The sequence below is a fragment of the Arthrobacter sp. KUASC02 genome (assembly GCF_059739395.1).
The window spans coordinates 406,094-430,953 of the sequence record NZ_AP046053.1 but is presented as its reverse complement, the minus strand read 5'-3'; the positions used below and the strand labels follow the sequence as shown (position 1 = coordinate 430,953).

The following is a 24,860-nucleotide window of genomic DNA, read 5'->3' as shown; positions in this document are numbered from 1 at the left end:
GCTCGGAGGAGTAGAATTTACTCCATAGTAGACTATCTCCACCATGGAGATAAGCACTTCGGCACAAATAGTTGCTTGCACCCGTCGGTGAGAGAATTTTGGCTAGGCTGGCGCAGTTGCCAAGCCATCGCAGAAGGAGGGTCGCCGTGTCAGAAGAGTCATCCGAGCGCCCCGAACCGGCCGCGCCCCAGGGCCTTGTCCGGCTGCTGCAGGAGTTCACGCTTGAAGCCAACCGGTATGTGGATTCGGCCGGCGGACGCAATGACATGCACCGGACGGACCTCAATGCCCTGGCGGTGATCATGCGGCATGCCGCCAAGGACCAGATTGTCACCCCCGGCGTACTCCGCAAGGAGCTCAACCTCAGCTCCCCCGCCACCACGGCGCTGATCGACCGGCTGCACGGTTCGGGACACGTGGTGCGCGAACGCCAGGGAGCGGACCGCCGGCAGGTCCAGCTTCGGATGACGCCCAAGGCCTACCGCGACGGCGGCGCCATGTTCCTTCCGCTGGCCCGCCACATGGGCGCCGCGATGGCGGAGTTCACCGCGGCGGAGCTGGAGGTGGCTGCCCGCTTCATGGAATCCATGATCGGGGCAACCATCAGCGCAGCACAGGAAGCGGCCGCGCAGGAACCGGCAGGAAACGCGCCCCCGACCACACCGCAGCAGCAGCCAGCAACGCCGGAACCGCCAGCGCCCAGCCGCTGAAAAGCAGGATCAGCAGCATCACCCCGGCAGCGACAATGACGCCGAACCACGCCGGCGTTCCGGACGGCAGCAGCCGGGTGCCCGCCGCGAGCCCGAAGGCCGTCACCGCGGTGAAGCAGGCCGAGGCCGCGCCGATCTGGAACTGCATGCTGGCCAGCCCGGCCACCGCCGCTCCGAAGGACAGGAAGGTCATCCCGGCCAGGACGGCCAGGCTCACGGAGGGCACCTCGCCCGGGCCGCCGCCGCGCGCCATCGCCGGCGGCAGCACGCCGTCGGCCGCCAGCCTGGAACCGAGCCGGCTGGCGCCCGCGATGAACGTGTTGAGCGGGCCGAAGGTCAGCACAGCCGCAGCAACCGCGGTCAGCGGGGCGGCCAGCGGTCCCAAGCCCATTTCGAGCAGGTCGGCCACCGGCACCGCGCTTTTAGGCAGGGCCGGGCCCAGCACGGCCACCGAGGCTGCCACCACCCCGATGTACACCACTCCGACGACGACGAGCGTCAGCCAGGTGGCTCGCCTGAGGTCCCGGCCGGGGTTGCGGAACTCGGCCGCCAGGTGCGTCACTGCCTCCCAGCCGGCGAAGCAGAAGAACAGCAGGCTGGCCACTCCGCCCACGGCCCAGTAGCCGTGCGGCGCGAAGGGTTCAAAATTCTCCGCTTTGGCAAAGGGTGCGGCCACGGCAACGGCGAGCGCCAGCGCCACGAGCAGCACCATCAGCACCAGCTGGAGGCGGCTGGACAGCCTGATTCCGACGGCGTTGCTCGCGAACCCGGCCGCCAGCAGCAGCGCCGCGGCCACGAGCGCAGTTCCGTGGCCGCCGCCCAGTGCATTGGCGATGTAGTTGCCGCCGATCACCGCCGTGGCGGGAGCGCCGAACGGGATGGCGAAGTAGAACAGGTAGCCGGCAACCACCGAGGCGCGGCGACCGAAAGCCCTGGTCACAAAGTGGGCGATCCCGCCGGCGTCGGGCTCCTGCCGGCTCATCTCAGCGAAGCTGAGGGCGACGGGTGTGCAGAACACCAGCAATGCCGCCCATGCCAGCAGCGAGGCCGGACCCGCCTCCCGGGCGGCGATGGCCGGGAGCACCAGGATGCCCGATCCGAGGATTGCGCCCACGTAGATCCCTGTTGCCCGGAACAGCCCGAGCCCCGCTGAACTGCCGGATTTCTTGTTTCCCACTCCTCCAATGTTCCGCAGAACGGCGGGCTGCAGAAGCGGGAAAACTGACGTCGAAGCACAATAAACTGCCTGTTTTGCTCCGCCCGATTGCCGCGCATTTTCCCGTCGGAGCGGTAGCGTTTCCTTATGAGTGCGCAGCAGCCTGAAGATGTGTACACGCACGGACACCACGAGTCCGTGGTCCGTGCCCATGCCTCACGGACGGCCGAGAACTCCGCCGCGTTCGTGATCCCGTACCTTGCCCCGGGCAGCTCGGTCCTTGATGTGGGCTGCGGGCCGGGCAGCATCACCTGCGACTTCGCCGGCCTCGTGTCGCCGGGGCACGTCACCGGGCTGGACCGCTCGCCGGATGTGATCACCCACGCCAGCGAGCTTGCCGCTGAACGCGGTGTGGCCAACGTCGAGTTCGTGGCCGGGAACATCTACGATCTGGATTTCGACGACGAAACGTTCGACGTCGTCCACGCCCACCAGGTGCTCCAGCACCTGACGGACCCGGTGGAGGCCCTCCGTGAAATGCGCCGGGTGGCCAAGCCCGGCGGCATCGTGGCAGTGCGCGACGCCGATTTCCACGGCATGAGCTGGTATCCCGCCATCCCGGAACTAGACGAATGGATGGAGCTGTACCAGCGCATTGCCCGCCGCAACGGCGCCGAACCGGATGCCGGACGCCGCCTGGTCTCCTGGGCCCAGGCCGCGGGATTCACGGACGTGGCGCCCACCAGCAGCAACTGGCTGTACGCCACGGGCCAGCAGCGCCGGTGGCAGGCCCGGGTGTGGGGCGAGCGGGTGCTGCATTCGGCGTTCGCGGACCAGGCGCTTGAGTACGGCTTCGCCAACGCCGCTGACCTTGCCCGGATCTCCGCAGGGTGGCACCGCTGGGGTTCCACCGACGACGGCTGGTTCCTGATTCCAAACGGCGAGGTCATCGCCCGGGCCTGAATGCGCGGTGGTGCCGATTTCCACATAGGGCACCAACCCTGTGGGCCGCGCCCACTGCCGGGAATAGCCTCAAGAAATGATCATTCAAGCAGGCTTTGACCTTCAGATCCTGGCCCGGCCGCTCATAGTTCAAGCAGGAAAGATCCTCCCCAGGCTTGTGGTGATCCGGCTTGACTCTGAGATGCAGCTGGACGGCGTAGAGGTTGTTAGTGAGGGATTTAGCGGATCGCTGGAACCCCATTTCGATGCAATTCTGGCTGCACTGGACCCTGAGTGGACCAAGTACTTTGCGATCGCCCATGCCGGAACATGGACGGAGAATTGCTTTCCATGGGACATCCCGATCCTTGAGGAGGCAGGGGAACTGGAAACGGTGGCGGCCCGTCGCGGATTCCAGACGATCGGACATTTTGGCCAGGACGAAACCGGATACATGTCTGCCCGAGCGCATTCCTACTTTGACCAATACCCGAGCTATGACGAGCTCCCCTGCACCATGACGCACTGGGTGAATTCGAAGGCCAGCACCTGTTGGTACTGCTGAGTCTGACGAATCTTTAGGCAGGCAGTTCCCTGGCCACCGGTCTGCCTTTAGGATGCGAAGGAAAACCATCGGCGAGGAGAACCCCATGCGCAAAGTGACGGCCGGCCTGTTTTACTCCGTGGACGGCGTGGTTGAGTCGCCCAACCTTTGGCAGTTCGACAGTTTCGACGAGGAACTCGGTGCTGGTATGCAGCAGATGATGGCCCGGGTGGAAACGGGGCTCCTGGGCCGGGTGGGCTACGAGCAATGGGCCAGCTACTGGCCCGGCGCGGCCGCTGACGCCGACTTCGGCGCGTTCATCAATCCGCTGCAGAAGTTCGTAGCCTCCCGGACGCTTTCGGGCGAGCTCGAGTGGCAGAATTCCCGGCTGATGGACGCCCCGCTGGAGGAGTTCGTCGCTGGCCTCAGGGAAGGCGACGGCGGCGAGATTGCCGTGTTCGCCAGCATCTCGCTGACCCGGCAGCTCCTGTTCGCCGGCTTCCTCGAATCGTTGATGCTCATGGTGCACCCGGTCATTGCCGGAAGCGGACGGAAGCTGTTCGAGGAGGGCGATCCGGTGACACGGCTGGAACTGCAGGATTCCGAACGCACCAGCAAGGGCAACATGATCCTCAGCTACGGTGTCCGGCCGGGCGCCTAGCTCGGATCCCGAGGCCCGCTGTTCTGCCGTCGGGCCGAGATTCGAACCAGCTGGTATACGCAGATGGCGGCGATGGATCCACCACCAATGACCCCCGGCACCGAGTCCGCGGCGGCGATCAGCGGGTAGGACGTGCACTCACCCGGGCGATCAACGTAGTCAATGCAGACCCCCACAGTGGTTGTCAGCAAAGGGAAGCTGAGGAACACCACCACAGCCAGGATGACAGCCCACGGCCAGCGCTTCGACCGCGGCCGTGAGTACCCGGAGTGGCTCACCGTCTCCCCTGCCATGACCTGACCATACTCCGGGACAAAACTTCGTCACAGCCACAGCCACTAAACTGTATGGGTGCAACCCTCCCTTTGGCTGGCCCTGGCCGGCGCCGGCGTCCTGATCAGCTTCACGCCCGGAGCGGGTGCCATCAACACCATGAGCAACTCGCTGAACTCGGGTTTCCGGCGATCCATCTGGGGAATCCTGGGCCAGCAGGCCGCGCTGGTGGTGCACGTACTGATCGTGGCCCTGGGCGTGGGCGTCCTGGTTGCCAGTTCACCCGTGGCGTTCAACGTGATCCGTTACGCCGGCGCCGCGTATCTGGTCTACCTCGGCATCCGCCAGTTCCTGCACAAGCCGGACCTGGATCAGGAGAAAGCGGCCGAACTGCGCAATGAGCCGGCCGCTTCCATGTTCCGCCGCGGCCTGTGGGTCAACTTGCTGAACCCCAAGGCCGTGGTCTTCTTCCTGGCGTTTATGCCCCAGTTCATCAGGCCGGAGCAGCCGTTGCTGCCCCAGTACCTGGTGCTGACTGCCACGGTGGTGGTCATCGACATCCTGGTCATGTGGTTCTTCTTTGCCGCCGCGGCCAAGTCCTTCCAGCGGTTCACGCACAACGCCCACGGGCAGAAGATCCTGAACCGGACGTTCGGGGTGCTCTTCGTGGCCGTGGGCGTCATGCTGGCGCTGATCCACTAGCGGGCGGCCGGCGAAAACCGGGGCCGCAACTGCCCGTTCGCGCTCAACTTAGGGCCGCAACTGTCCGTTCGCGCTCAGTAGCTGCCCGACCGCACCGAAAAGGCCTTGGCGGAGCCCGCAAGCTCCGGCGCTTCCCTGGCGACAGTCTCCTCCACGAAGCCCAGGGCGGCCTGCGCCAGCCCGTCATACAGGCGGACCATCAGGTCACGCGCTTCGGTCCGCGGCCAGGCCTCAGGCAAGAGTTCGGCGGGAAGGTCGGGATCGCTCCACGGGAACGCCCGCCAGGCATCCATGACCTCGGTTCTGACCCGCAAGGCGTCAGCAGGCGTCACGGTTCCGGCGTCGAGTCGTTCCAGCCATGGCCCGAACCTGTCTATGAACGGCTGGTACTGCTCCCTGAACTCCTGCTGCGACCAGGCGTCGATGAGCCGCTTGCCGCGGAGGCTGGAATCGGCTGTTCGAAAAACGACGTAGTCATCAACTCCGAAGGCGCTGCAGGTGCTTTCAAGCTCGGCGGCATGGTCCCGGGGCGAGACCCAGACGGCACCGAAAAGCGGCGCAAAACCCCGCCACCGCAGCCGCGACCGAAACAGCTCGCGCACGTCGCGGGATGTTTCCGGGATTGAAAAGGCGATGACGGTCCAGTTGCCGTCCCAGTGTCGGGACTGTTCCCCGAACGCCGAGACCTGCTCGAGGCCTCCGCGCAGGCGCTTACGCGCACCCTCCGTGATCCGGTAGCGGGAAGTCCGCCCCGCACTCGACTGCTCCAGCACTCCCCGGGTAGCCAGGCGGCTGAGTGCCGTGGCCGACGCCGACGCCGTAATGCCGAGGCCGGCGGCCAGTGCGGCAATGAACCGTGAAGGCAGCCAGACGTCGCAGTCGAACCAGTAGTCAACCAGCAAGGTCACTAGCTGGTGCTGGCTGGAGGGGCCTTTCAGCGGCCGGGGAAAATCGATGGCCATCACCGGATCCATGCCAGGTCCAGAGGCCAAGGGCTTGCTCATCACGCCTCCATCATGCCAGCACGACCCGTCAATTAAGATTTGCACTTTTCTTGACGGGCGCTGAACTAAGTGCATACTATTTACCCGGGGCGTGACGGAGGCCACAGCCGACCCCGCCGCCCAGCTCAGCATGCGAGCCCCCAGAACTTTCCTCCCCTGTCCTCTTAGGAGATCCGTAATGACCGCTGGTCCCATTGTTCCGCCGACGCCGTTGACGCCGTCCGCGGAACAGGCCCGCCCCGATTCCCACCAGGGAACAAAGCACGCCCGCCGCGCCGCCACCGCAAGCTTCATTGGCAGCACCCTGGAGTACTACGACTTCTTCATCTATGGGTCGGCCTCCGCGCTGATCTTCAACAAGATCTTCTTTCCCGGGATCGACCCCGCCCTCGGAACCATCCTGTCCATGGCCACGATCGGTATCGGCTACGTTGTCCGCCCGCTGGCCGCAAGCGTGATCGGACATTACGGCGACCGCATCGGACGCCGCCAGATGCTAGTGCTGACGCTAGTGGTGATGGGCATAGCCACCTTCCTCATCGGCTGCCTGCCGCCGACGGCCGCCATCGGTGCGGCCGCCCCCATCCTCCTGGTTGTCCTCCGGGCGCTCCAAGGAGCCTCCGCCGCGGGCGAATCGGTCGGTGCAGTGACCATGACCATGGAACACGCCCCCAGCAACAAGCGCGCCTTCTACAGCAGCTGGGTCAACACCGGCGCGGCTGCCGGCATCATGCTGGCGTCCCTGGCCTTCCTCGCCGTTTCCATGCTCCCCCAGGAGGACCTGCTCAGCTGGGGCTGGCGCCTGCCGTTCCTGGCCAGCATCCTGGTGGTCGGCGTCGGCCTTTACATCCGGGTCCGACTGCCCGAATCCGAGGTGTTCGAAGCCGCGAAGGAAGCGGAAACCGAGAAGGAACTGCCCATCAAGGTGGTCCTACGCGATCATTGGCGGACCATCATCAAGGCCATCTTCTTCGGGCTCTGGAGTGTGGTTTCGTCCGTCTTCGCCGCCTTCGGCCTCGCCTACGCGACCAGCAAGTTCGGCGTCCCGGCACCGGCAATGCTGGGGGTCACCATCCTCACGGCGGGGCTAGCACTCGTCGCCCAGCCCTCCGCCGGCATCCTCGCCGACAGGATCGGCCGCAAGCCGGTCTTCATCGCGGGCAACCTCATCTGCGCCATAGCCGCCTTCGTCTTCTTCTGGTCCATCAGCACCACGTCGGTGCCACTGATCTACGCGAGCGGCATCCTGTTCATGACTGTGGGCTACGGGATGGTCAACCCGCTCGGCCCGGCCATGACCGCGGAAATGTTCCCGACGAAGATCCGCTACTCCGGCGCAGCCACGGCGTCGCAGCTGGGCCTCGTTGTCACCGGCTTCGCGCCAGCCATCGCCGCCGCCATCGTCCAGCCCGGCCCCACCGGATGGATTCCCGTGGCCGCCTTCACCGCCGCATGCTGCGTTGCTTCTGCAGCCGTGACCGCCATCTGGGTCAAGGAAACCTACAACGTCCCCACCGAGGCGCTGGGTACCAAGACTTCCGGTACCGAGGAATCCATCAACGCATAAATCCTGATCCCGGACCGGGAGGGGAGTAGCCGGGCACCTGCCCGGCCGCTCCCCTCCGCGCTGTCCTGAACAACCCAGTCTTGAACAAACTACCGCCGCTGAACAACCCAATGAGGAAACTCCCATGACACCGCGCACCGCGCTAAAACCCCTGCTCATTGAACAAGACGTTGAAACCCGAATGCCGGACGGCATCATCCTGAGGTCCACGGTGTACCGGCCTGCGGACGGGGAACCGTGCCCGGTCCTGCTGACCAGGACGCCCTATGGACGCGACCTCTCCGTCAACTCCGCCTACTTCAACCCCGTAACGGTCGCAGCCGCGGGCTATGTGGTGATCATGCAGGACTGCCGGGGTCGCTTCGGCTCGGACGGGGCCTTCGATCCGTCCGCCAATGAAGCGTCCGACGGCGCCGCAACCGTCGAGTGGGCGGCGCGGCTGCCGTACTCCAACGGTGCCGTAGGGATGTGGGGCCGGTCCTACTTCGCGGAGACGCAGTGGCGGGCAGCGTCCCTGGCCCCTGACGGGCTCGCTGCCCTTTCGCCCGGCATCTCGGCCGGGGGCAATGCGAACAACGGCTCGCTCTACCGCGGCGGAGCCTACGAGCTCGGCAGCCGGTTCAGCTGGGGCCATGCCTCCATCTCTGCCAACGAGCTCTTGCGCGAATTTGCGGACGATCCCGAACTGCAAGGCAAGGAATTCCAGACGTGGCTGGACCTGGATCGCTCGTTTTCCGACGGCAGCGCGTTCGGCACGCTGCCCCTGCGGGAGCTGTCCGCACGCCTTGGCACGTTTATGAACCGGCACGTTCTTCCCTCGGCCGGGGAGTCGCCGGGGAACAGCTTCACCCGGCTGTGGGACGAGGCGTCCATCAAGCCGGTGTCGTTGCCCACGCTGCACATCGGCGGGTGGTTCGACATCTTCTGCCCCAGCACCCTCTCCCAGTACGCCATGCAGCTGGAGCACAGCCGCACCGGCGCTGCACCTGCGCCGCGGCTTATCGTAGGCCCCTGGGCCCACACGAACTTCTCCGGCAGCTACCCGGATGTGAGCTTCGGACTGAACGCGGCCGGAGGGATGATGAACGGCCTCGGTGACCTCTCCGGGCTCCACACCGCCTGGTTCGACGCTGTGCTCAAGGATGAACCCGGGCGGCTCCGCGACGTCCCGGCCGTGCTGCTCTATTTCATGGGGGAGAACCAGTGGCGCGGTTTTGATGAGCTCCCGTTGCCGCGCAGCCACCGCTCCTGGTTCCTCGGCGCGGGCGGATCGCTGCGGGACACTCCGGGGTCCGGCGGCTCCGTGGAATACGAATACGACCCCCTTGATCCCGTCCCCACCGCGGGCGGCGCAACCATGATCCACGGGGTGTTTCCCGCGGGGCCAGCCATGCAGCACGCTGTAGAGGCCCGCGCCGACGTCCTCACCTTTACGACTGAGGCCTTCGAGGAGCCAGTGACACTGTTCGGCGAGCTCAGCGCTACGTTCCATGCCGTCTCCACCGCCGTCGATACAGACTTCGTGGTACGGCTGTGCCGGGTCGCTCCGGACGGAACGTCCCTAGGCATTGCCGACGGCATTGTCCGTGCGTCGTGGCGGGAAAGCCACACGGGGAACGGACTGTTCCAGCCGGGCCACGCTCCCTCGCTGATCGAGCCCGGCAAGCCGTACGAATACACGGTGAGCCTTTGGCAGACCGCCTACACTTTCGCCGCCGGCGACAGGCTCCGCGTCCAGGTCACGTCAAGCTGCCACCCGCGCTGGGACCGGAACCTCAACACGGGCAAGCTGGCCTATGACTCGGCCGAAACCCTCGTGGCCCGGCAGACCATCCTTTTCGGCCCGGACTACCCCAGCCGGCTGAGGGCCGGAATTCTGTGACCGCGCCACCAGCCCCCGGAGCCCCCGAAGTTCCGGGGCTGACCTTCCTCACGGAACTCTCGGTCGCGGTCGGCGAGCCGATCGACGTCGGGCCAACACCCGAGGGCCACCGGCGCGTCATCCCCATCACCGGCGGAACGGTCACCGGTCCGGTCCTGAACGGGCGCATCATCCCCGGAGGCGCCGATTACCAGCTCCTCCGGACCGCCACGCTAACTGAACTAGATGCCCGCTACGTCCTGGAGACCCTGGACGGCCACCGCATCTACGTCCACAACTCTGCACTGCGCCACGGGAAAGTTCAGGACATCGCCCGGCTCAACCGCGGCGAACGGGTCGATGCCAACAGCATCTATTTCCGCTGCTGGCCCCGGCTCACCACGGCATCGCCGCAATGGGACTGGCTTAACAGACGCCTTGCCGTGGGAACAGGTGAAAGACTTCCGGACCGGGTGCTGATCCGGATCTTCCTCATCGACTGAGCTGGCGGCGAAGCGGAGCGGCGGGGCCGCAACTGCCCGTTCGCGCTCAGCATCGACTGACCGGGCCCGGATCCACCCTGGGATCCGGGCCCGGGCAGCTTTTGGCGGGGCCTCAGCTGTCCGTTCGCGCTACTGCAGCTGTCCGTTCGCCGGGGTGAGGTTCCGCAGGTCCGTCTTCCGGATCTTCCCGCTGGCAGTCCGGGGCATCTCGTCCACGAACACCACTGATTTGGGGATCTTGTAGCGGGCAAGCCTGCCGTCCAGATGCGCGCGAAGCTGCTCTTCACTCAGCTGGGCACCCTCTCGAAGGGTTACCACCGCCCGGGGAACCTCTCCCCATTTCTCGTCCGGGACTCCGATCACCGCAGCGCTGGCCACAGCGTCCAGTTCGGAGATGGCTGCCTCCACTTCCGCCGGATAGATGTTTTCGCCGCCGGAAATGATCATGTCCTTGATGCGGTCCGAGACAAACAGGAAGCCTTCCCCGTCCTGGAAACCCAGGTCGCCGGAGCGGAACCAGCTGGAATCCGCATAGCTTTCCGCGGTGGCATCGGGGCGGTTCCAATACTCCCTGATGACGTTGGGCCCGGAGATCTGGATCTCCCCCACTTCCCCCACCCCTGCCAATCCGCCCAGGGGATCGGCGATGCGGACGTCCGTAAAGAAGTGCGGCAGGCCCGCGGAGCCCGCCTTTTCCCTGGACCGCGCCACAGGCAGCATGGTGGCCCCGGGCGCGGTTTCGGTCATGCCGTAGCAGCTGGTGAAGCCGATGCCGCGGTCCTCGTAGGCGTCCAGCACCCGGCGTGGAATGGCCGACCCGCCGCAGGTGAGCTTGTCCAGTGAGCCGAGGTCCGCCGTCGGCCAGTCCGGATGGTCGCAGAGCATCTGGAACGTGGTGGGAACGCCGTTCAGGGTGGTGATCCTGTGCTGACTGATCAGCCCAAGCACCCGGCCGGCATCGAACCGGGTTTCGAGCACCACCGTGGCACCCTTGAGAAGCATCGGCAACAGGCCCATATCCAGTGACGCCACGTGGAACAGCGGCGAGATCATCAGCGCCACATCATTCCGGTTCAGGTCCATGTCAACCACGGTGTTGAAGCAGTTCCAGGTGATGTTGCCGTGCGTCAGCAGCGCACCTTTCGGCCTGCCGGTGGTACCCGAGGTGTAGAGGATCATGGCGGCGTCGTCCAAGGTCACGGCCTCATCCCGCGGCGTCGCGGCTGCCGCGTGAAGCACCGCTTCATAGCGTTCGACGCCGGACGGCAGCTCCGCAACGGAACCTTCAGTGCCGCCGTCGGGCACCACAACAAAGCGATGCGTCACCGCGGTGCCGGCGGCGGACGCTGCCGCCAGGGGTTCGAGCGCGCCGGCGTTGACCAGCAGCCGCGCTCCGGAGTCCTGCAGCTGGAACTGCAGCTCGGGAGCTGCCAGCCGGGTGTTCAGCGGGACGAAGACGGCGCCGAGCAGCCCGCACGCGAAGAAGGTTTCCACGAAGGACGGATCGTTCTCGCCGAGATAGGCCACCCGGTCGCCCTTGGTCACTCCCCTGCTGCCCAGGGCGTTGGCCAGCCGGTCCGTGCGCCCGGCGAGCTCCTCGTAGCTGACGGCACGGCCCGCCGAGACGAGGGCTGTCTTGGGTCCGGACTTCCGGCGGCGGCGGTGCAGCCAGGATCCAACTCCGTTGTTGTCCATGTTTGTGCTCCTAATCGACCGCAGTGAGGTCGTTGTTCTTAGACTCCCGCGTCAGCAGGATGAAGACAATGGAAACCGTTGCCATGACGGACAGGAAGATCACCACCGGGACGATGCTCTGCCCGGAATCCTTGTACAGGCCGGCAACGATGCCCGGTGTGAAGCCCGCGCCGATCAGGGTGGCCAGCTGGTAGCCCACCGCCGCGCCGGTGTAGCGGGAGGTGGTGCCGAACTGCTCCGACACAAACGCCGCCAGCGGTCCGTACAGGCTCGAATGCAGCACCAGGGCCACGGTAAAGGCCAGGAAGACCAGGCCGACGTTCCCGGAGCCCAGCATGCCGAACATCGGGAACAGGTAGACGGTGAACAGTGCCAGTCCGGCCACCATCACGGGCCGGCGTCCAAAGCGGTCGGACAGCCGTCCGCCGAGCAGGACGAAGAGGATGGAGATGGCCGAGGCTCCGGCGAACGCGTACAGCACGCCCTGCTGCGGGGCCCCCTTGGACACCGCGTAGGTGATGGAGAACGTGGGCAGCACCACCTGCAGGCCGAAGCCCGCAGCACCGGCAAACATGATCATGATCAGCGCTTTGGGACGGCGGAGCACTTCGATCAGCGGGATCTTGCGTTTGGTGCCCTGCATGCTTTCCTTGGCCACTGCCTCGGCGAAGATGGGGCTCTCGGAGACCCGCAGCCGGACGAACATGCCCACGATCAGGAGCACGAAGGACAGCAGGAACGGCACGCGCCAGCCCCAGGCCAGGAAGGCCTCCTGCGGCAAGGCGGAGAAGAGCCCCATCACCACCGTGCCGAGCACGGCTCCGGTGGGGGCGCCGGCGTTGACGAAGGACGCTGCAAAGCCGCGCCGTTTGGGATCAGAGTGTTCCAGGGCCATCAGCGCGGCACCGCCCCACTCGCCGCCAACGGCGATTCCCTGGCAGACCCGCAGGAACACGAGGATGACGGCGCCCCAGGGCCCGATCAAGCTGGCGCCGGGGATCAGGCCGATGAGCGTGGACGCAATGCCCATCACTGCCATGGAGACGATGAGCATGCCCTTGCGGCCCACGCGGTCTCCGAAGTGGCCGAAGATGATGCCGCCGAGGGGGCGGGCGACGTAGCCGGCGGCGAACGTGGCGTAGGCGGCGACGACGCCCACCCAGTCGTCCATGCCGGAGAAAAAGACCTTGGGGAAGGCCACGGCAGCGGCCGTGGCATACAGCAGGAAGTCGTAGAACTCGATGGTGCTGCCCAGATAGCTGGACATGATGACCGTGCGCGCTTCCTTGCGCTTCGCGGCCGTACCCGCTGGCGCGAGCGTGGTGTGTCCTGACATGGCTGTTCCTTGGGAAGGAGGGACGGGGGGTGGTGGTGTTGCTGGTAGTAGCGGCTTACTTGTAGAAGCGGGCCAGGAATTCGGCCACGACGGCGGGGCGTTCCTGGCCTTCGATCTCGATGGTGTTGGACACCTTGATCTGGGCGCCGCCCTTGACTTCGGTGACCTCGGCGATGGTGGCCTGCATGCGGATCCGCGAGCCCACCTTCACCGGTGAGGTGAAGCGGACCTTGTCCAGGCCGTAGTTCACCTTGGTGGTGACGCCGTCGACGTCGAACAGCTCGCCCCAGAACGGGATGATGAGCGAGAGCGTGAGGAAGCCGTGGGCGATCGGGGCGCCGAACGGGCCGTCCTTGGCGCGTTCCGGGTCCACGTGGATCCACTGGTCATCGCCGGTGGCGTCGGCGAATTTGTTGATCTGTTCCTGGGTGATTTCGCGGTATTCGGTCACGCCGAGGTCGGTTCCGGCGAGGGTGAGCAGTTTGTCGAAGTCGACGACGAGATTGGGCATGTGTGCCTCCTGGTGTGGTTTTTGGAGTTGCGGAAGTACGACGGCGGTGCGGTGCTTCCGCCGTCGGGTTTCAGTTGCTGTTGTGGTTTAGCGGGTGAAGGCGCTTTCGCCGGTAAGGGCCCGGCCCACGATGAGCGCGTTGATTTCGTGCGTTCCTTCGTAGGAGTAGACCGCTTCGGCGTCGGCATGGAACCGGGCGACGTCGGTTTCGAGCGTGATGCCGTTGCCGCCCACCACTTCGCGGGCCAGGGCCACGGTTTCGCGCATCAGCAGGGACGTCTGCATCTTGGCCAGCGCGGAGTCCTGGTCACGGTAGATGCCCCGGGACTGCTGTTCGGTCAGCCGGACCACCAGGGACAGGGACGATGTGACGTTGCCGAGCATCCTGGCCAGCTTTTCCTGGACCAGCTGGAAGGATCCCAGCTGGCGGCCGAACTGCCGGCGCTCGGTCACGTAGCGCAGGGCGGCTTCGAACGCACCGGCCTGGATGCCGGTGGCAATCCAGGCAACATCCGAACGCATGGCCCGGAGCATCGCGGCCACATCCTTGAAGGAGTCCACGTTGTGCAGCCGCATGGACTCCGGCACGCGGACACCGTGGAGGCTGATGTGGGCGTTCTGCATCATCCGCAGCGCCGTCTTGCCGTGGATCTTCTCCAGCGTCACGCCGGGCGCCTCGCGCTCCACCAGGAAGGCCTTGACCTGGCCGTCGGCCGTGTCGCGGGCGAACACTGCCAGCACGTCAGCGCTGACCGCACCCCCGATCCAGCGTTTGGCACCGTCCAGGATCCAGGAGTCCCCTTCCCGGCGGGCTGTCGTGGACAGGCCGCCGGCGATGTCCGAACCGGAGTCGGGCTCGGTGAGCGAGAAGACCCCCTTGAGCGAAAAGTCGACCACCTTCGGCATCCACTCGGCCTGCTGTTCCGGCGAGGCACCCACCCGGATCGCCGTGCGGAAGAGTCCGGCCTGGGAGGTGTACCAGGTGGCCAGCGAGGCGTCGGTGCGGGCCAGTTCGAAGATCCGGAAACCCTGGTAGATGCCGCGGGCGGGACTGCCTGTTGCGCCCGGGGCGCCCGTGAGTTCCGCGGGTTCCATCAGGTCCAGGTCGATCAGGGGCTGCGCGAGCTGGGCGGGGAACTCGCCCCGTTCCCAGTAATCGGCCAGCAGGGGCTGCGCTTCGCGGTCGAGGAAGCTGCGAAGCCTGCCCAGGACACGCCGCTCGGCCTCCGTGAGGAGGGACTCGGCGTCGTAGTAATCGCAGACGCCGTAAAGCCGGGCCTGGTCGGCAGGAGGGGCCTTTTCGGCTGCGGTGGCCTGCTCAGCGGTGGAGGCGCTCATCTCAGCCGTCCAGTCCGAGCAGGCGCACCGCGTTGTGCTTGAGGATCTTGGGTCGGACCTCGTCCTTGAGCGGGAGGTCCGCGAACGCGCCCAGCCACTTCTGCGGCGTGATGAGCGGGAAGTCGGTGCCGAACAGGACCTTGTCCTGCAGCACCGAGTTGGACATCCGCACCAGGGACTCCGGGAAGTACTTGGGCGACCAGCCGGAGAGGTCGATGAACACGTTGGCCTTGTGGGTGGCGATGGAGTTGGCCTCGTCCTGCCAGGGCACGGAGGGGTGGGCCATGATGATCTGCAGTTCCGGGAAGTCCGCGGCCACGGCGTCCAGCAGCAGCGGGTTGGAATAGACCAGCTTGATGCCGTAGCCGCCGGGAAGTCCTGCGCCCATGCCGTTCTGGCCGGTGTGGAAGATGGCCGGCAGGCCCAGTTCCTGGAGGGTGCCCCAGAGGGGATAGAACTGCTCGTTGGAGGGGTCGAAGCCCTGCAGGCTGGGATGGAACTTGAAGCCGCGGGCGCCCAGGTCGATGGCTTGGCGCTTGGCGCCCTGGATGGCCTCGGCCCCGGTGCGCGGATCCACGCTGCCGAAGGGGATCAGCACGTCGTTGTTCCTGGCCGCTCCGGCGATCAGGTCCTCGATGCTGTTCGGTTCGTGCTTGAGCTGGGTGCGGGCGTCCACGGTGAACACGACGGCGGCCATGTTCAGTTCCCGGTAGACCTCGGCTATGCGGTCCAGCGACGGCGTGCGGTCCTCGGACTTGAAGTACTTGGCCGAAGCCTCCGTCAGCTCGTGCGGGAGTGATTCGTGGCCGTGGCCGTCCACTTCGAGGTGGACGTGCATGTCGATCGCGTCGAGCTTCGTGGCGTCGATGCCGAGCTCGTAGCGGGTGGCAGCCATCGCTAGCCCACCTTCACGGGAGCTGCGGCGGGCTGTGCTTCCGGTTTCAGGTCCTCGGGCAGCGGCAGGAATTCCTCGCCCACGCTCTGCAGCTTGCCGCCGAAGAGCGGGCCGAAGTTCGCCACGAGGTCCTCGTAGCGCCAGCCGCCCTCGCGGTATTCGGTGGCCGCGGCCTCGGGGTGGGTCCAGAGCTGCAGCCGGTCGCCGCCGGCGCCGATGGCCTGGCCGGTAATGCCGGCCGCCTCATCGGAGGCGAGGAACGCGACCAGTCCGGAGACGTCGTCGGCCGTTCCAAAACCGAGTTCGTGGCGGAAGAAGGCCGGCATGGCCTCGCCGCGCTCGTCCGCCTCGACCGCCTTCTGGAAGTAGGGGACGGTCTTGGTCATGGCCGTCGCCGCCACGGGGATGACGGCGTTGGCGGTGACGCCTGCCTTCTTCATTTCCAGGGCCCAGGTGCGGACCATGCCCACGATGCCGGCCTTGGCCGCGGCGTAGTTGGTCTGGCCGAAGTTGCCGCGCTGCCCGGTGGGCGAGCCGATGGTGATGATCCGGCCGGCGATGCCGTTCTCCTTGAAGTAGGCGAACGCTTCCCGGGCGCAGGTGAAGGTACCGCGGAGGTGGACGTTGATGACGGCGTCGAAATCGTCGTCGGTCATCTTCAGCAGTGACTTGTCCCGCAGGATCCCGGCGTTGGTGACCAGGATGTCGAGCCGGCCGAAGTTTTCCACGGCTGCCTGCACCAGTTGCCGGGCCACGTCCGTGCTGCCGACGGCAGCGACGACGGCGGCGGCCTTCCCGCCGTCGGCCTCGATGAGCGCCACTGCCTCCCCGGCAACCGTTGCGTCGACGTCATTGATGACGACCGCGGCACCCTGCCGTGCGAGTTCCCGGGCGTAGGACAGACCCAGGCCGCGGCCGCTTCCGGTGACGATTGCTACTTTGCCTGACAGGCTCATGGCTGCTCCTTTGCTAGCTGACCTTGTGCATCCCGGCTCTCGACGTGGGATGCTGTTCTGGTATCCATGAAATTATGGATAGTTGAAAATGTCAACGATTTATTTTGAGGATTATTGGAGTCGGCCATGACGATCGAGACACAGGGCGGTCAGCGGACCGAACAGGCCCACAAACTTGTGGCCGCTTCCATCAGCCAGGACCTGGGATTTCTCCTGGCCAAGCTGCACGCCGTGGGGTCCGTCCTGAACAACAGGGCACTGGCCGAATTCGACCTCAAGGAGCGTTCGTACTCGGTCCTGATCCTGGCAAACAGCGGGCTGGAACCGACGCAGCGCGAAATGGCGGACTTCCTCAGCCTCGATCCCAGCCAGATTGTGGCCCTGGTGGATGAGCTGGAGAAGCGGGGCCTCGTGGCGAGGGCTCCGGGAAAGCTGGACCGCCGGGCAAAGACCGTGACGGCCACCGCCAAGGGTGGAAAGCTGCTGCAGCAGGCCGGCGACGCTGCGCGGCGGGCTGAGGCGGAAGTACTGGAAGGACTACCCGCGGAAGAGTCGGCGCAGCTCAAGGCGCTGCTGCGCAAAGCGCTGTGGGGTGCCGGATTGCCTTAGTGGCCCGGATCGTCAGGGCGGGAGTGCCTCCGGTGTTCGGCACCGTTCCGGCGCGCCAGCTCGGCCAGGACCACCGGCCACACCAGCCCGGCATGGTTCGGGCCCGGCGTGTTGTCGCCGTTCCTCAGCAGGCAGGCCAGTGCCTCGAGCTCTCCGGTGGGAACTGACGACAAGGAGGCGTAGGACTTGAAGATGCGCCGCTCGGCAATGCCGGCGAGGCGGCCGCTGTTCGCGCTCATGCGGCGCCCGCAGGGGGATCCGTGGCAGCGGGTGCGAAGACGGCGCGGAGTTTTGGGCCCATGGGAAATCCTCAGCAAAGATTCCGGAGGCTGCCTGCATAACCCGAGGCCAGAATACCGCAGTCCGGCCCCCGGGAACACGGTCCATTAGCCCCAAAATTGCCCGCTGTCGCCGCGGCCGATCGCGGGTCAGCCGTGGAGGGTTTAGTCCTGGATGGGTTAGTCGTGGAGGGGTTCGCCCGTGGTCCGGTGGTCCGCGTGGTTAATGGTCTCCCGGATCAGCCGGACGAGGTGTCCGTCGTGCAGCGAGTAGATGACATGCCGGCCGTCCTTCCGCGCGTTCACCATCCCGCTGAGCCTCAGCTTGGCCAGGTGCTGGCTGACCACCGTCCGCGGAACAGCGGCCGCATCCGTGAGTTCGGTGACGCTCCGGGGGCCTTGCGCAAGCTGCCACAGCAGATGCAGGCGCGTGGGTTCGGCCAGCATCCGCAGCGTGGCGGCGGCATTTTCCAGCAGCTCCGTGCCGGGTGTCACGGGGTGGACGAGCGAGGGCCCATCAGTGCCGGCGCTGAACGGACTGCTCGGCTGGCTGCTCAATGGCCTGCTCCTCGGTGACGGCGTCGCCCGGCCCGGAAGCGGTCTTCCGGGGCCAGGACAGGAAGGCTCCTGCACTGCCAAGTATCGCAAGGATTGTCAGCGCCGCGGCAGCCCAGCCCAACCCGGCGGCAGCGCCGATCCAGCCCGCCACCGGATAGCTGAGGAGGTAGCAGGCGTGGGAGAGCGAGAACTGGGCCGTGAAAACGTACGGGAGCGTGTTCTCCGTGGCAGCTTCCCGTAGCAAGCGGGAGGACGGGGTGGTGACGGCGGACGTGGCGGCTCCGAGCACAACCCATAGCCCCAGCAGCGGCCACCAGGCCGCGCCCTCCGATGCCAGGAACATCACCGCGGTGGCGCCGGCCAGCGCCGGCGGAATCAGGGCGGCGCCGGTCAGCATGACGGCACGATCGCCGAAGCGGTCCAGGATCCTCGGGACGGTCAGGGCGACAGCCATGGACCCGGCACCGAAGCAGGCAAGGGCGACGGCGAGATCGGATCCGGGACGGTGCAGGACGTCCCGGACGTAGACCACGGTATTGACCAGCACGAGGGCTGTCGGCGCGGCCACCGCCAGGTTCAGTGCCAGCAGGGACCTCAGCCTCCGGTGGCGCCAAAAGATCCGCGTTCCCAGGGTGGTCCGGTGCCACAAGGACGGCCGGGGTTCACCGGGCGCCCCGGGCCGGGGTACGGCCGTAACGGCAACCAGGGTCGCGGAGATCAGGAACCCGGCCACAGTGCCGATGAACAGCTCGTGGTAACTCATCACGGTCAGCAGCATCGCGGCCGCGGCCGGGCTGACCAGGGCTTCCATGTCGTAGGCGAGCCGGGACAGCGAAAGGGCGTAGGTGTAGTCCCGGGGATCCTTCAGGATGAGCGGGATCAACGACTGGAACGCCGGGGTGAATGTTGCGGACGCGGACTGAAGCAGGAAGATCACCGCATAGATCTGCCACGTTTCCGTGATGAACGGCAGGCACAGGGCCATGGCCGCCCGGACCAGGTCAGCCCCGATCAGCACCGGCTTCTTCGGCAGGCGGGCCACGATGGCGGTGATCACCGGGGCGAGGCCAACATAGGCCAGCATTTTGATGGTGAGGGCAGTTCCCAGGACGGCCCCGGCGTGGCTTCCGGCAAGATCATAGGCGAGTAGCCCCAGGGCGATGGTCAGCAGGCCCGTCCCCGCCAGGGCTACGATCTGGGCGCCGAACATCCGCGCAAAGACTCTGTTCCGAAGGACCGTCAGCATTTCACATTCCTCAAGTGCACACGTGCACCAGTGTGCACACTTGAAGTCTAGCCCTGCGGCCGCGGGAACACCCGCCTCAAGAACCGGCCTAGCGGGACACGGGCTTGTGATCGCCGCCGCGCATCCGGACAGCGACCACAATCCCGGACACCCCGGTCAGGACGGCGACGACGGCGACCGCCGCGGGAATGCCAAAGGCATCGGCGATGATGCCGGACAACAGGGCACCGACGGCGAAGCCGCCGTCGCGCCACAGCCGGTAGATCCCCACCGACCTGGCCCGCCATTCGGGGTGGGCAACGTCGCCGATTGCGGCCAGCAATGTCGGGTAGACCATGGCAGTGCCTGCGCCAAGCAACACTGCCGCGGCCAGCCAGGTTTCGAAGCCTGCACCGAAGGCCACCATGCCGAGGGCGATTGCCTGCACCAGCATGCCGCCGACGATCAGGGGCTTGCGTCCGATCCGGTCCGACAGCGCGCCAGTCACCAGCTGGCCGGCACCCCATACGGCCGGGTACACGGCCGCGAGGATGCCGATGCGTTCAATCGTCAATCCGGCGGCCGCAAAGAGGACGGGGAACAGGCCCCAGGCCAGGCCGTCATTGAGGTTGTTGACCATGCCCGCCTGGCTCACGGACGATAGCGACCTGTCGCGGAAGCTTGTCAGCGTGAACACTTCACGGTTGCCCAGCTGCGCGTGCGCCCCCTCATGGACTGCCACGTGGCCGACGGCCTCGGCCCTGGCGTGGTGATGGGTCTCCCGCACGGAGAACACGGAAAGGCCCAGGCCGACGGCGATGAACGCAGCGCCCAGCAGGAAGGGGCCCGGACGCAGCCCGTAGGTGGAGGCGATGTAGCCGGTGGCCAGTGCGGTCCCGGCGACGCCGAGGTAGCCGGCCGCCTCGTTGAGGCCCATCGCCAGGCCGCGGCGAGAGGGGCCCACGAGGTCCATCTTCATCATCACCGTGGTGGACCAGGTCAGTCCTTGGCTGATGCCGAGGACGACATTGGCCGCCACGATCCACCCCCACGACGGCCCGAAGATCAGCATCAGCGGCACGGGCAGCGCGATCAGCCAGCCTGCCACGAGGACCGGCTTGCGGCCGTAACGGTCTGACAAGGTGCCGGCGAAGTAGTTGGTGGCGGCTTTGGCCACGCCGAACGCCAGGATGTAAGTCAAGGCACTGGTGTACAGGTCCTGCTTGAAGACTTCTCCTGCAAGCAGGGGCAGCACGGTCCTCTCCTGCCCCAGCGTTCCGCCAACCAGGGCATTGACTGCCACCAGCATCATGAACTGGGCAAGGTTCTGCCGCAGGCCCAGGGTTATCGCATCACTGGTGCGGGGGCGCCGCTGCGGGAAGGGACTTCCGGATGTCATGGTTTGGTTCCTGGGGATGGGGCAGCCCACTGACTGTGCGCGCAGCGGAGGTGGGCAGCGAAGGAGAATTGGCGCCGCGCGACCGCCGGGCATCCCGCCCCACAGCGTAATCACGCCGTTCGAAAGGGCCGACGGCGACTGGGGACAGCCCGGGTCTCAGCGGGCTTTTCGCCGCCGGCCCCATAACAATTTTAGGAGATTACGCCCCGCCGCGTGCGAGTGGACGCTACCCGTTTTCCCTCGGTTCCGTCAGGCAGACTTGGTCCCGGCCACGCGGCCGGCTGCACGGGCGGAGCGGTTCCGCCACCAGCGGCGGACGAGGTCAACCATGGCCAGGAGTCCCGCGAGCGGCGACAGGACGGCGGCGGCGTAGACGAAGAGCAGCCACGTGAGTGTTGCAATGGGCGGCTGGTTCGTGCTGAGAAGTGACAGGCCGCCGAAGAAGGCGACCGTCCAGAAAAGCACTACACCAAAGAGCACCGCCGCAGCAGGGAAATACTCGTTTGTCACTACGGTCATCACAGTGTTCAATGCTCTTCCTCCTGACTCGTTTGGCGCCGGACATCACCGCGTCAATCTCAGTATGAAGGCAGCGAATGCAGGATCCCGGCAGGACGCAGAAAGCGTGACCAAAATAACCTCGGCCCACGCCCTGGCCCGCCGTTCCCGAGCCTTTTCGCCGCCGCCTACACTGCCCTTTGCGCTTCCAGGGCGGCCAGCGCGGCGCGCAGCCGGGCGTCGGCGTCGTTTGCCACGTCCCGCACCTCCGGACTGCCGCTGAGCTGCACCATGGTCTGCGGATCTATGGCCTGGATGGTGGTCACCTCAGCATCCTTGCCGCGGCGCACCACCACATTGCACGGCAGCAGCGCGCCAAGGTCCGGCTCGGCGGCAAGCGCACGGCTGGCCAGGGCAGGGTTGCAGGCACCCAGGATGACGTAGTCGCCAAGCGCGTCGGCGGCTTCGGCGCCGAGCTTGGCCTCGAAGGTCGCACGGACATTGATCTCGGACAGAATGCCGAAACCTTGTCCGGCGAGCGCTTCTCGCGTCCGTTCAACGGCGTCGCTCCAGGACAGCGGGACGGTGACAGTGTGGGTGTAGGTCATGGGGTCTCCTATTTTTTTTGACGAATGGCTTTGCATGGGCGGTTGGCGGCTTGAATGCGGGTCAGGCCAGGGACAGGAAGAGCTTTTCCAGGTCCTTGGTGTTCATGCTTGCGTCCTTGCGGACGATGCATTGCTCAAGGCCGCTGGCAATGATGGCAAATCCCGCACGGTCCAGCGCCTTCGAGACGGCAGCGAGTTGAGTGACGATGTCCTTGCAGTCGCGCCCTTCTTCCAGCATTCGGGTCACCGCGGACAGCTGCCCCTGGGCTCGCTTGAGCCGGTTGATGACCGGGATGAGGTCGGTTGAATCGAGTTCCATGATGCCTCCGATAAGGGGTTGCTTGAGTCCAAGACTATACCCCCGGGGGTGTTTTTGACTACCCCTGGGGGTATCTGTAATACTCGGTGGGGTATCCAGCTTTCGGCTGATTCGCTTTGAAAGGACATCCATGACACGCCCCTCCGCCTCCGCTTCACCAGCCGCCCCCTCAGTCACCGCCCTGGACCCGCAAACGCTGCAGAGCTGGTTTCAGGAACACAAGGACCTCGTGGTGATCGACGTACGCTCGGCCGCAGAATTCGAGTCCCTGCACATCCGCGGTTCGTACAACGTTCCGCTTCCGTTGCTTTCCGAGCACACCGACGAACTTGCCGCCCGTCTCGGAAGCCGCGTTGTTCTCGTCTGCCAGTCCGGCGCACGGGCAGAGCAGGCACGGCAGCGACTCGGCGGAGCAGGCATCGGCACCGCCTATGTCCTGACCGGCGGCGTGCCGGGCTTCGCGGCCGCCGGCGGCGATGTTGTCCGCGGCAAGGCCCGCTGGGACCTGGAGCGCCAGGTCCGCCTCGCTGCCGGGTCCCTGGTGGTGCTGGGACTGGCCGGCGGGAAATTCGTCTCGCCCAAGATCCGACTGCTCGCGGGCGCCATCGGCACGGGCCTGACCTTCTCGGCCGCGACCAATACCTGCGCCATGGGCCAGGCGATCTCGGCTATGCCCTGGAACAGGGCGGCGAAGGAGCCCACCCGCGAATCCGCCATCCTGCAGCTGCCCGCCGCGGTGGAGCAGACCGCTCAGGGCCGGACACAGGCGGCATGATTCCAGCCTTGGCACTGGGGCTGCTCGTCGGGATTGTGCTCGGGGTGGTCGGGGGCGGCGGGTCCATCATCGCCGTCCCTGCCCTGGTCTACGGAGTGGGCCTGAGCCCCGCGGAGGCCATCCCTACCTCCCTGCTGGTAGTCGGCCTCTCTTCGCTGGCGGCACTCCTGCCCCGGTTCCGCGAAGGCATCAACTGGCCCGTTGTCCTACTGGTCGGCGCCGCCGGCATTCCGGCGGCGTGGGGAGGCGCGGTCGTGGGTCGCCTCCTGGATCCGAACGTATTGATGCTCGCATTCGCGGGCATCATGGTGGTTGCCGGCATCCGCATGCTGATGCGCACCAGCGAAGTAGAGGGAACTTGCAGCACCGGACCCGCCCGGGCCTTCCGCTCCTGCGCCCCCAAGGCGGTCGGAGTCGGACTGCTGGTCGGCTTCCTCACCGGATTGTTGGGAGTCGGCGGCGGATTTCTCATCACGCCGGCCCTCACCCTCTTCCTGGGGCTGCGCATGAAGCAGGCCGTCGCATCGTCCCTGGCCATCATTGTCATCAACTCCGCGGCAGGCTTCGGGGCCCACGCCGCCGGCTTCACCATCGAGTGGTCAACGGTCCTGGCCTTCACGGTCCCCGCAATCCTGGGCTCACTCGCCGCAGCGCGTCTGGCCCGTTTCCTCAAGGACAGGCACGTCCGCGTCTCGTTTGCTGTTCTGATTTTCGCCGTCGCCGCCTGGGTTACGGCTAGCACCGTCACAGCCTGACCGGTATCCGCCGATCCGGCCCCCGTCCCGCAAAAAGGAGTACCCGAATGGGCTTCATCAACTCGCTGAAGAAGGCTTTCAGCAAACCCTATAAAACCGTCTCAGTGGCCGAAGCCAAGGAGCTCCTCGCATCCCGGGCGGTACTGATTGACGTCCGTTCCGCGCAGGAATGGCGGAGCGGACACGCACCTCAGGCCAAGCACCTGCCCCTGGACAGGCTGCAGACCGGCGCAGCCGGCTTGCAGAAGGGCCGGCCAGTCGTCGCGATGTGCCAGTCGGGAGTCCGTTCGGCGTCAGCCGCGCGGCTGCTCGCCAGCCAGGGCTACGAAGCGTATTCGCTCCGCGGCGGCATCGGGGCCTGGCGCCAGGCCGGCGAACCGGTCCGCTAAACACTCAACCCACACTCCGGAAAGGAACCCCGCCGTGGCAGAAATTACCGTCACCGAAACCGAGCTGCAGCGCGCCAGCGCCCAAATCCTCGACGTCCGCGAAGACTTCGAAGTCATCGAAGGCATGATCCCTGGAGCCCTGCACATCCCCATGGGGCAGCTGCAGGCCCGCCTGTCCGAGCTGGACCCCAATGTTCAGGTCATTGTGGTCTGCCGCAGCGGCAACCGCAGCGCCCGGGTGGCAGATGCCCTCAATGCCGCCGGATTCAGCGCGGACACGATGACCGGCGGCATGATCGCATGGAGCCGCGCAGGACTCCCCACCCGCTCCACCAGCCACAAGTAAGGAATTCAGCCATGGCAACCATCGACATCACGGAAGAATCGCTTGCCCGGACGCTTGAGGACAACGACATTGTCTTCATTGATTTCTGGGCCGCCTGGTGCGGCCCCTGCCGCATGTTCGCCCCCACCTACGATGCCGCCTCCCGGAAGCACCCGGACGTCACCTTTGCCAAGGTGGACACGGAAGCGCAGCAAGGCCTCGCGGCCGCTGCCGGCATCACGTCCATCCCCACGCTGATGGCTTTCCGGGACAGGACGCTGGTTTTCTCCCAGCCGGGCGCCCTCAACGCGGCAGGGCTGGAACAGGTGATCCAAGGCATCAAGAACCTGGACATGGCCGCAGTCCGTGCGCAGGCGGCGCAGCAGCAGTCCTGACGAATAGCCGTCAGCCGATGCGCAGTATTTCACCTACCCGCGCAACCCGCTGAGGGTCAAGGAACCACGGCGG

At 66.2% G+C, this 24,860-nt stretch carries 30 protein-coding genes; 15 read left to right on the top strand and 15 right to left on the bottom strand.

Annotated features, from left to right (window positions below):
• Positions 1-146 precede the first annotated feature (146 nt).
• The gene (locus tag AC6JAC_RS01965; protein WP_454699695.1) at positions 147-710 is read left to right on the top strand and encodes a MarR family winged helix-turn-helix transcriptional regulator; all 564 of its coding nucleotides are present in this window, start codon (positions 147-149) and stop codon (positions 708-710) included.
• On the opposite strand, the gene AC6JAC_RS01960 is transcribed toward AC6JAC_RS01965, so the two are convergent.
• Positions 604-1,887, bottom strand: a complete 1,284-nt coding sequence (locus AC6JAC_RS01960) for an APC family permease (RefSeq protein WP_028270904.1) — start codon at positions 1,885-1,887, stop codon at positions 604-606. The two genes, AC6JAC_RS01965 and AC6JAC_RS01960, sit on opposite strands and share 107 nt — an antisense overlap.
• Before the next feature lie 126 nt (positions 1,888-2,013).
• Here AC6JAC_RS01960 and AC6JAC_RS01955 point away from each other — a divergent pair, with 126 nt between their 5' ends.
• From AC6JAC_RS01955 to AC6JAC_RS01935, 5 genes are all read left to right on the top strand, one after another.
• Positions 2,014-2,829: a methyltransferase domain-containing protein gene (locus tag AC6JAC_RS01955; RefSeq protein WP_028270905.1), complete on the top strand. Its 816-nt coding sequence runs from the start codon at positions 2,014-2,016 to the stop codon at positions 2,827-2,829.
• 76 nt (positions 2,830-2,905) lie between these two features.
• Positions 2,906-3,373, top strand: a complete 468-nt coding sequence (locus AC6JAC_RS01950; RefSeq protein WP_028270906.1) for a hypothetical protein — start codon at positions 2,906-2,908, stop codon at positions 3,371-3,373.
• Positions 3,374-3,458: 85 nt separating this feature from the next.
• On the top strand, positions 3,459-4,013 hold the full coding sequence (locus tag AC6JAC_RS01945; protein WP_497963256.1) for a dihydrofolate reductase family protein: 555 nt from the start codon (positions 3,459-3,461) through the stop codon (positions 4,011-4,013).
• 162 nt (positions 4,014-4,175) lie between these two features.
• Positions 4,176-4,313, top strand: a complete 138-nt coding sequence (locus tag AC6JAC_RS01940; protein WP_156037114.1) for a hypothetical protein — start codon at positions 4,176-4,178, stop codon at positions 4,311-4,313.
• Positions 4,314-4,364: 51 nt separating this feature from the next.
• Positions 4,365-4,988: a LysE family transporter gene (locus tag AC6JAC_RS01935; RefSeq protein ID WP_028270908.1), complete on the top strand. Its 624-nt coding sequence runs from the start codon at positions 4,365-4,367 to the stop codon at positions 4,986-4,988.
• Between the two features lie 74 nt (positions 4,989-5,062).
• On the opposite strand, the gene AC6JAC_RS01930 is transcribed toward AC6JAC_RS01935, so the two are convergent.
• Positions 5,063-5,992, bottom strand: a complete 930-nt coding sequence (locus AC6JAC_RS01930; protein WP_497963253.1) for a PaaX family transcriptional regulator — start codon at positions 5,990-5,992, stop codon at positions 5,063-5,065.
• Between the two features lie 178 nt (positions 5,993-6,170).
• On the opposite strand from AC6JAC_RS01930, the gene AC6JAC_RS01925 reads away from it, so the two are divergent.
• From AC6JAC_RS01925 to AC6JAC_RS01915, 3 genes are all read left to right on the top strand, one after another.
• Positions 6,171-7,559: an MFS transporter gene (locus AC6JAC_RS01925; RefSeq protein ID WP_497963251.1), complete on the top strand. Its 1,389-nt coding sequence runs from the start codon at positions 6,171-6,173 to the stop codon at positions 7,557-7,559.
• Positions 7,560-7,683: 124 nt separating this feature from the next.
• A complete protein-coding gene (locus AC6JAC_RS01920; RefSeq protein WP_497963249.1) occupies positions 7,684-9,441 on the top strand; it encodes a CocE/NonD family hydrolase in 1,758 nt (585 codons plus the stop codon).
• Complete coding sequence (locus AC6JAC_RS01915; RefSeq protein ID WP_497963248.1) at positions 9,438-9,923, top strand: DUF3237 domain-containing protein; 486 nt, start codon at positions 9,438-9,440, stop codon at positions 9,921-9,923. The genes AC6JAC_RS01920 and AC6JAC_RS01915 overlap by 4 nt, the downstream gene beginning before the upstream one ends.
• Positions 9,924-10,052: 129 nt before the next feature.
• Here the strand turns inward: AC6JAC_RS01915 and AC6JAC_RS01910 are convergent, their stop codons facing one another.
• The 6 genes from AC6JAC_RS01910 to AC6JAC_RS01885 form a co-directional block, all read right to left on the bottom strand.
• A complete protein-coding gene (locus tag AC6JAC_RS01910; protein ID WP_497963246.1) occupies positions 10,053-11,618 on the bottom strand; it encodes an acyl-CoA synthetase in 1,566 nt (521 codons plus the stop codon).
• A 10-nt stretch (positions 11,619-11,628) separates the two neighbouring features.
• Complete coding sequence (locus AC6JAC_RS01905; protein ID WP_454699705.1) at positions 11,629-12,954, bottom strand: MFS transporter; 1,326 nt, start codon at positions 12,952-12,954, stop codon at positions 11,629-11,631.
• Positions 12,955-13,009: 55 nt separating this feature from the next.
• Positions 13,010-13,465 carry a MaoC family dehydratase gene (locus tag AC6JAC_RS01900; RefSeq protein WP_028270914.1) on the bottom strand — a complete coding sequence of 152 codons (456 nt, stop codon included), beginning with the start codon at positions 13,463-13,465 and terminating at the stop codon, positions 13,010-13,012.
• Positions 13,466-13,552: 87 nt separating this feature from the next.
• A complete protein-coding gene (locus AC6JAC_RS01895) occupies positions 13,553-14,803 on the bottom strand; it encodes an acyl-CoA dehydrogenase family protein (RefSeq protein WP_497963244.1) in 1,251 nt (416 codons plus the stop codon).
• A gap of 1 nt (position 14,804) precedes the next feature.
• The gene (locus tag AC6JAC_RS01890) at positions 14,805-15,698 is read right to left on the bottom strand and encodes an amidohydrolase family protein (RefSeq protein WP_497963243.1); all 894 of its coding nucleotides are present in this window, start codon (positions 15,696-15,698) and stop codon (positions 14,805-14,807) included.
• Between the two features lie 2 nt (positions 15,699-15,700).
• The gene (locus tag AC6JAC_RS01885) at positions 15,701-16,654 is read right to left on the bottom strand and encodes an SDR family NAD(P)-dependent oxidoreductase (protein ID WP_497963241.1); all 954 of its coding nucleotides are present in this window, start codon (positions 16,652-16,654) and stop codon (positions 15,701-15,703) included.
• A gap of 126 nt (positions 16,655-16,780) precedes the next feature.
• Here AC6JAC_RS01885 and AC6JAC_RS01880 point away from each other — a divergent pair, with 126 nt between their 5' ends.
• Complete coding sequence (locus AC6JAC_RS01880) at positions 16,781-17,263, top strand: MarR family winged helix-turn-helix transcriptional regulator (RefSeq protein WP_497963239.1); 483 nt, start codon at positions 16,781-16,783, stop codon at positions 17,261-17,263.
• Here AC6JAC_RS01880 and AC6JAC_RS01875 read toward each other — a convergent pair.
• The 7 genes from AC6JAC_RS01875 to AC6JAC_RS01845 form a co-directional block, all read right to left on the bottom strand.
• Entirely contained in the window at positions 17,260-17,502 is a 243-nt protein-coding gene (locus tag AC6JAC_RS01875; RefSeq protein WP_347899507.1) for a hypothetical protein, read from the bottom strand. The two genes, AC6JAC_RS01880 and AC6JAC_RS01875, sit on opposite strands and share 4 nt — an antisense overlap.
• 219 nt (positions 17,503-17,721) lie before the next feature.
• A complete protein-coding gene (locus tag AC6JAC_RS01870) occupies positions 17,722-18,099 on the bottom strand; it encodes an ArsR/SmtB family transcription factor (RefSeq protein ID WP_028270919.1) in 378 nt (125 codons plus the stop codon).
• Positions 18,059-19,345: an MFS transporter gene (locus tag AC6JAC_RS01865; RefSeq protein WP_497963237.1), complete on the bottom strand. Its 1,287-nt coding sequence runs from the start codon at positions 19,343-19,345 to the stop codon at positions 18,059-18,061. Before AC6JAC_RS01865 ends, AC6JAC_RS01870 begins: the two co-directional genes overlap by 41 nt.
• Before the next feature lie 88 nt (positions 19,346-19,433).
• Complete coding sequence (locus AC6JAC_RS01860; RefSeq protein ID WP_347899505.1) at positions 19,434-20,723, bottom strand: MFS transporter; 1,290 nt, start codon at positions 20,721-20,723, stop codon at positions 19,434-19,436.
• Positions 20,724-20,972: 249 nt separating this feature from the next.
• A complete protein-coding gene (locus AC6JAC_RS01855; protein ID WP_231511214.1) occupies positions 20,973-21,242 on the bottom strand; it encodes a hypothetical protein in 270 nt (89 codons plus the stop codon).
• Between the two features lie 167 nt (positions 21,243-21,409).
• Entirely contained in the window at positions 21,410-21,829 is a 420-nt protein-coding gene (locus tag AC6JAC_RS01850) for a DUF302 domain-containing protein (protein ID WP_497963235.1), read from the bottom strand.
• Positions 21,830-21,890: 61 nt separating this feature from the next.
• Complete coding sequence (locus AC6JAC_RS01845) at positions 21,891-22,148, bottom strand: metal-sensitive transcriptional regulator (RefSeq protein ID WP_347899503.1); 258 nt, start codon at positions 22,146-22,148, stop codon at positions 21,891-21,893.
• 130 nt (positions 22,149-22,278) lie between these two features.
• Between AC6JAC_RS01845 and AC6JAC_RS01840 the strand changes: the two genes are divergently transcribed.
• From AC6JAC_RS01840 to AC6JAC_RS01820, 5 genes are read left to right on the top strand one after another with little or no spacing between them, the layout of a single operon-like run.
• Complete coding sequence (locus tag AC6JAC_RS01840) at positions 22,279-22,923, top strand: rhodanese-like domain-containing protein (protein ID WP_497963233.1); 645 nt, start codon at positions 22,279-22,281, stop codon at positions 22,921-22,923.
• Positions 22,920-23,678, top strand: coding sequence for a sulfite exporter TauE/SafE family protein (locus tag AC6JAC_RS01835; RefSeq protein ID WP_497963231.1), 759 nt, complete (start codon positions 22,920-22,922; stop codon positions 23,676-23,678). Before AC6JAC_RS01840 ends, AC6JAC_RS01835 begins: the two co-directional genes overlap by 4 nt.
• Before the next feature lie 47 nt (positions 23,679-23,725).
• Positions 23,726-24,067 carry a rhodanese-like domain-containing protein gene (locus AC6JAC_RS01830; RefSeq protein WP_497963229.1) on the top strand — a complete coding sequence of 114 codons (342 nt, stop codon included), beginning with the start codon at positions 23,726-23,728 and terminating at the stop codon, positions 24,065-24,067.
• A 34-nt stretch (positions 24,068-24,101) separates the two neighbouring features.
• Positions 24,102-24,413 (top strand): rhodanese-like domain-containing protein, encoded by a 312-nt coding sequence (locus AC6JAC_RS01825; protein ID WP_028270928.1) that lies wholly within the window; start codon positions 24,102-24,104, stop codon positions 24,411-24,413.
• A gap of 11 nt (positions 24,414-24,424) precedes the next feature.
• Positions 24,425-24,787 carry a thioredoxin family protein gene (locus tag AC6JAC_RS01820; protein ID WP_347899500.1) on the top strand — a complete coding sequence of 121 codons (363 nt, stop codon included), beginning with the start codon at positions 24,425-24,427 and terminating at the stop codon, positions 24,785-24,787.
• Positions 24,788-24,860: the final 73 nt, after the last annotated feature.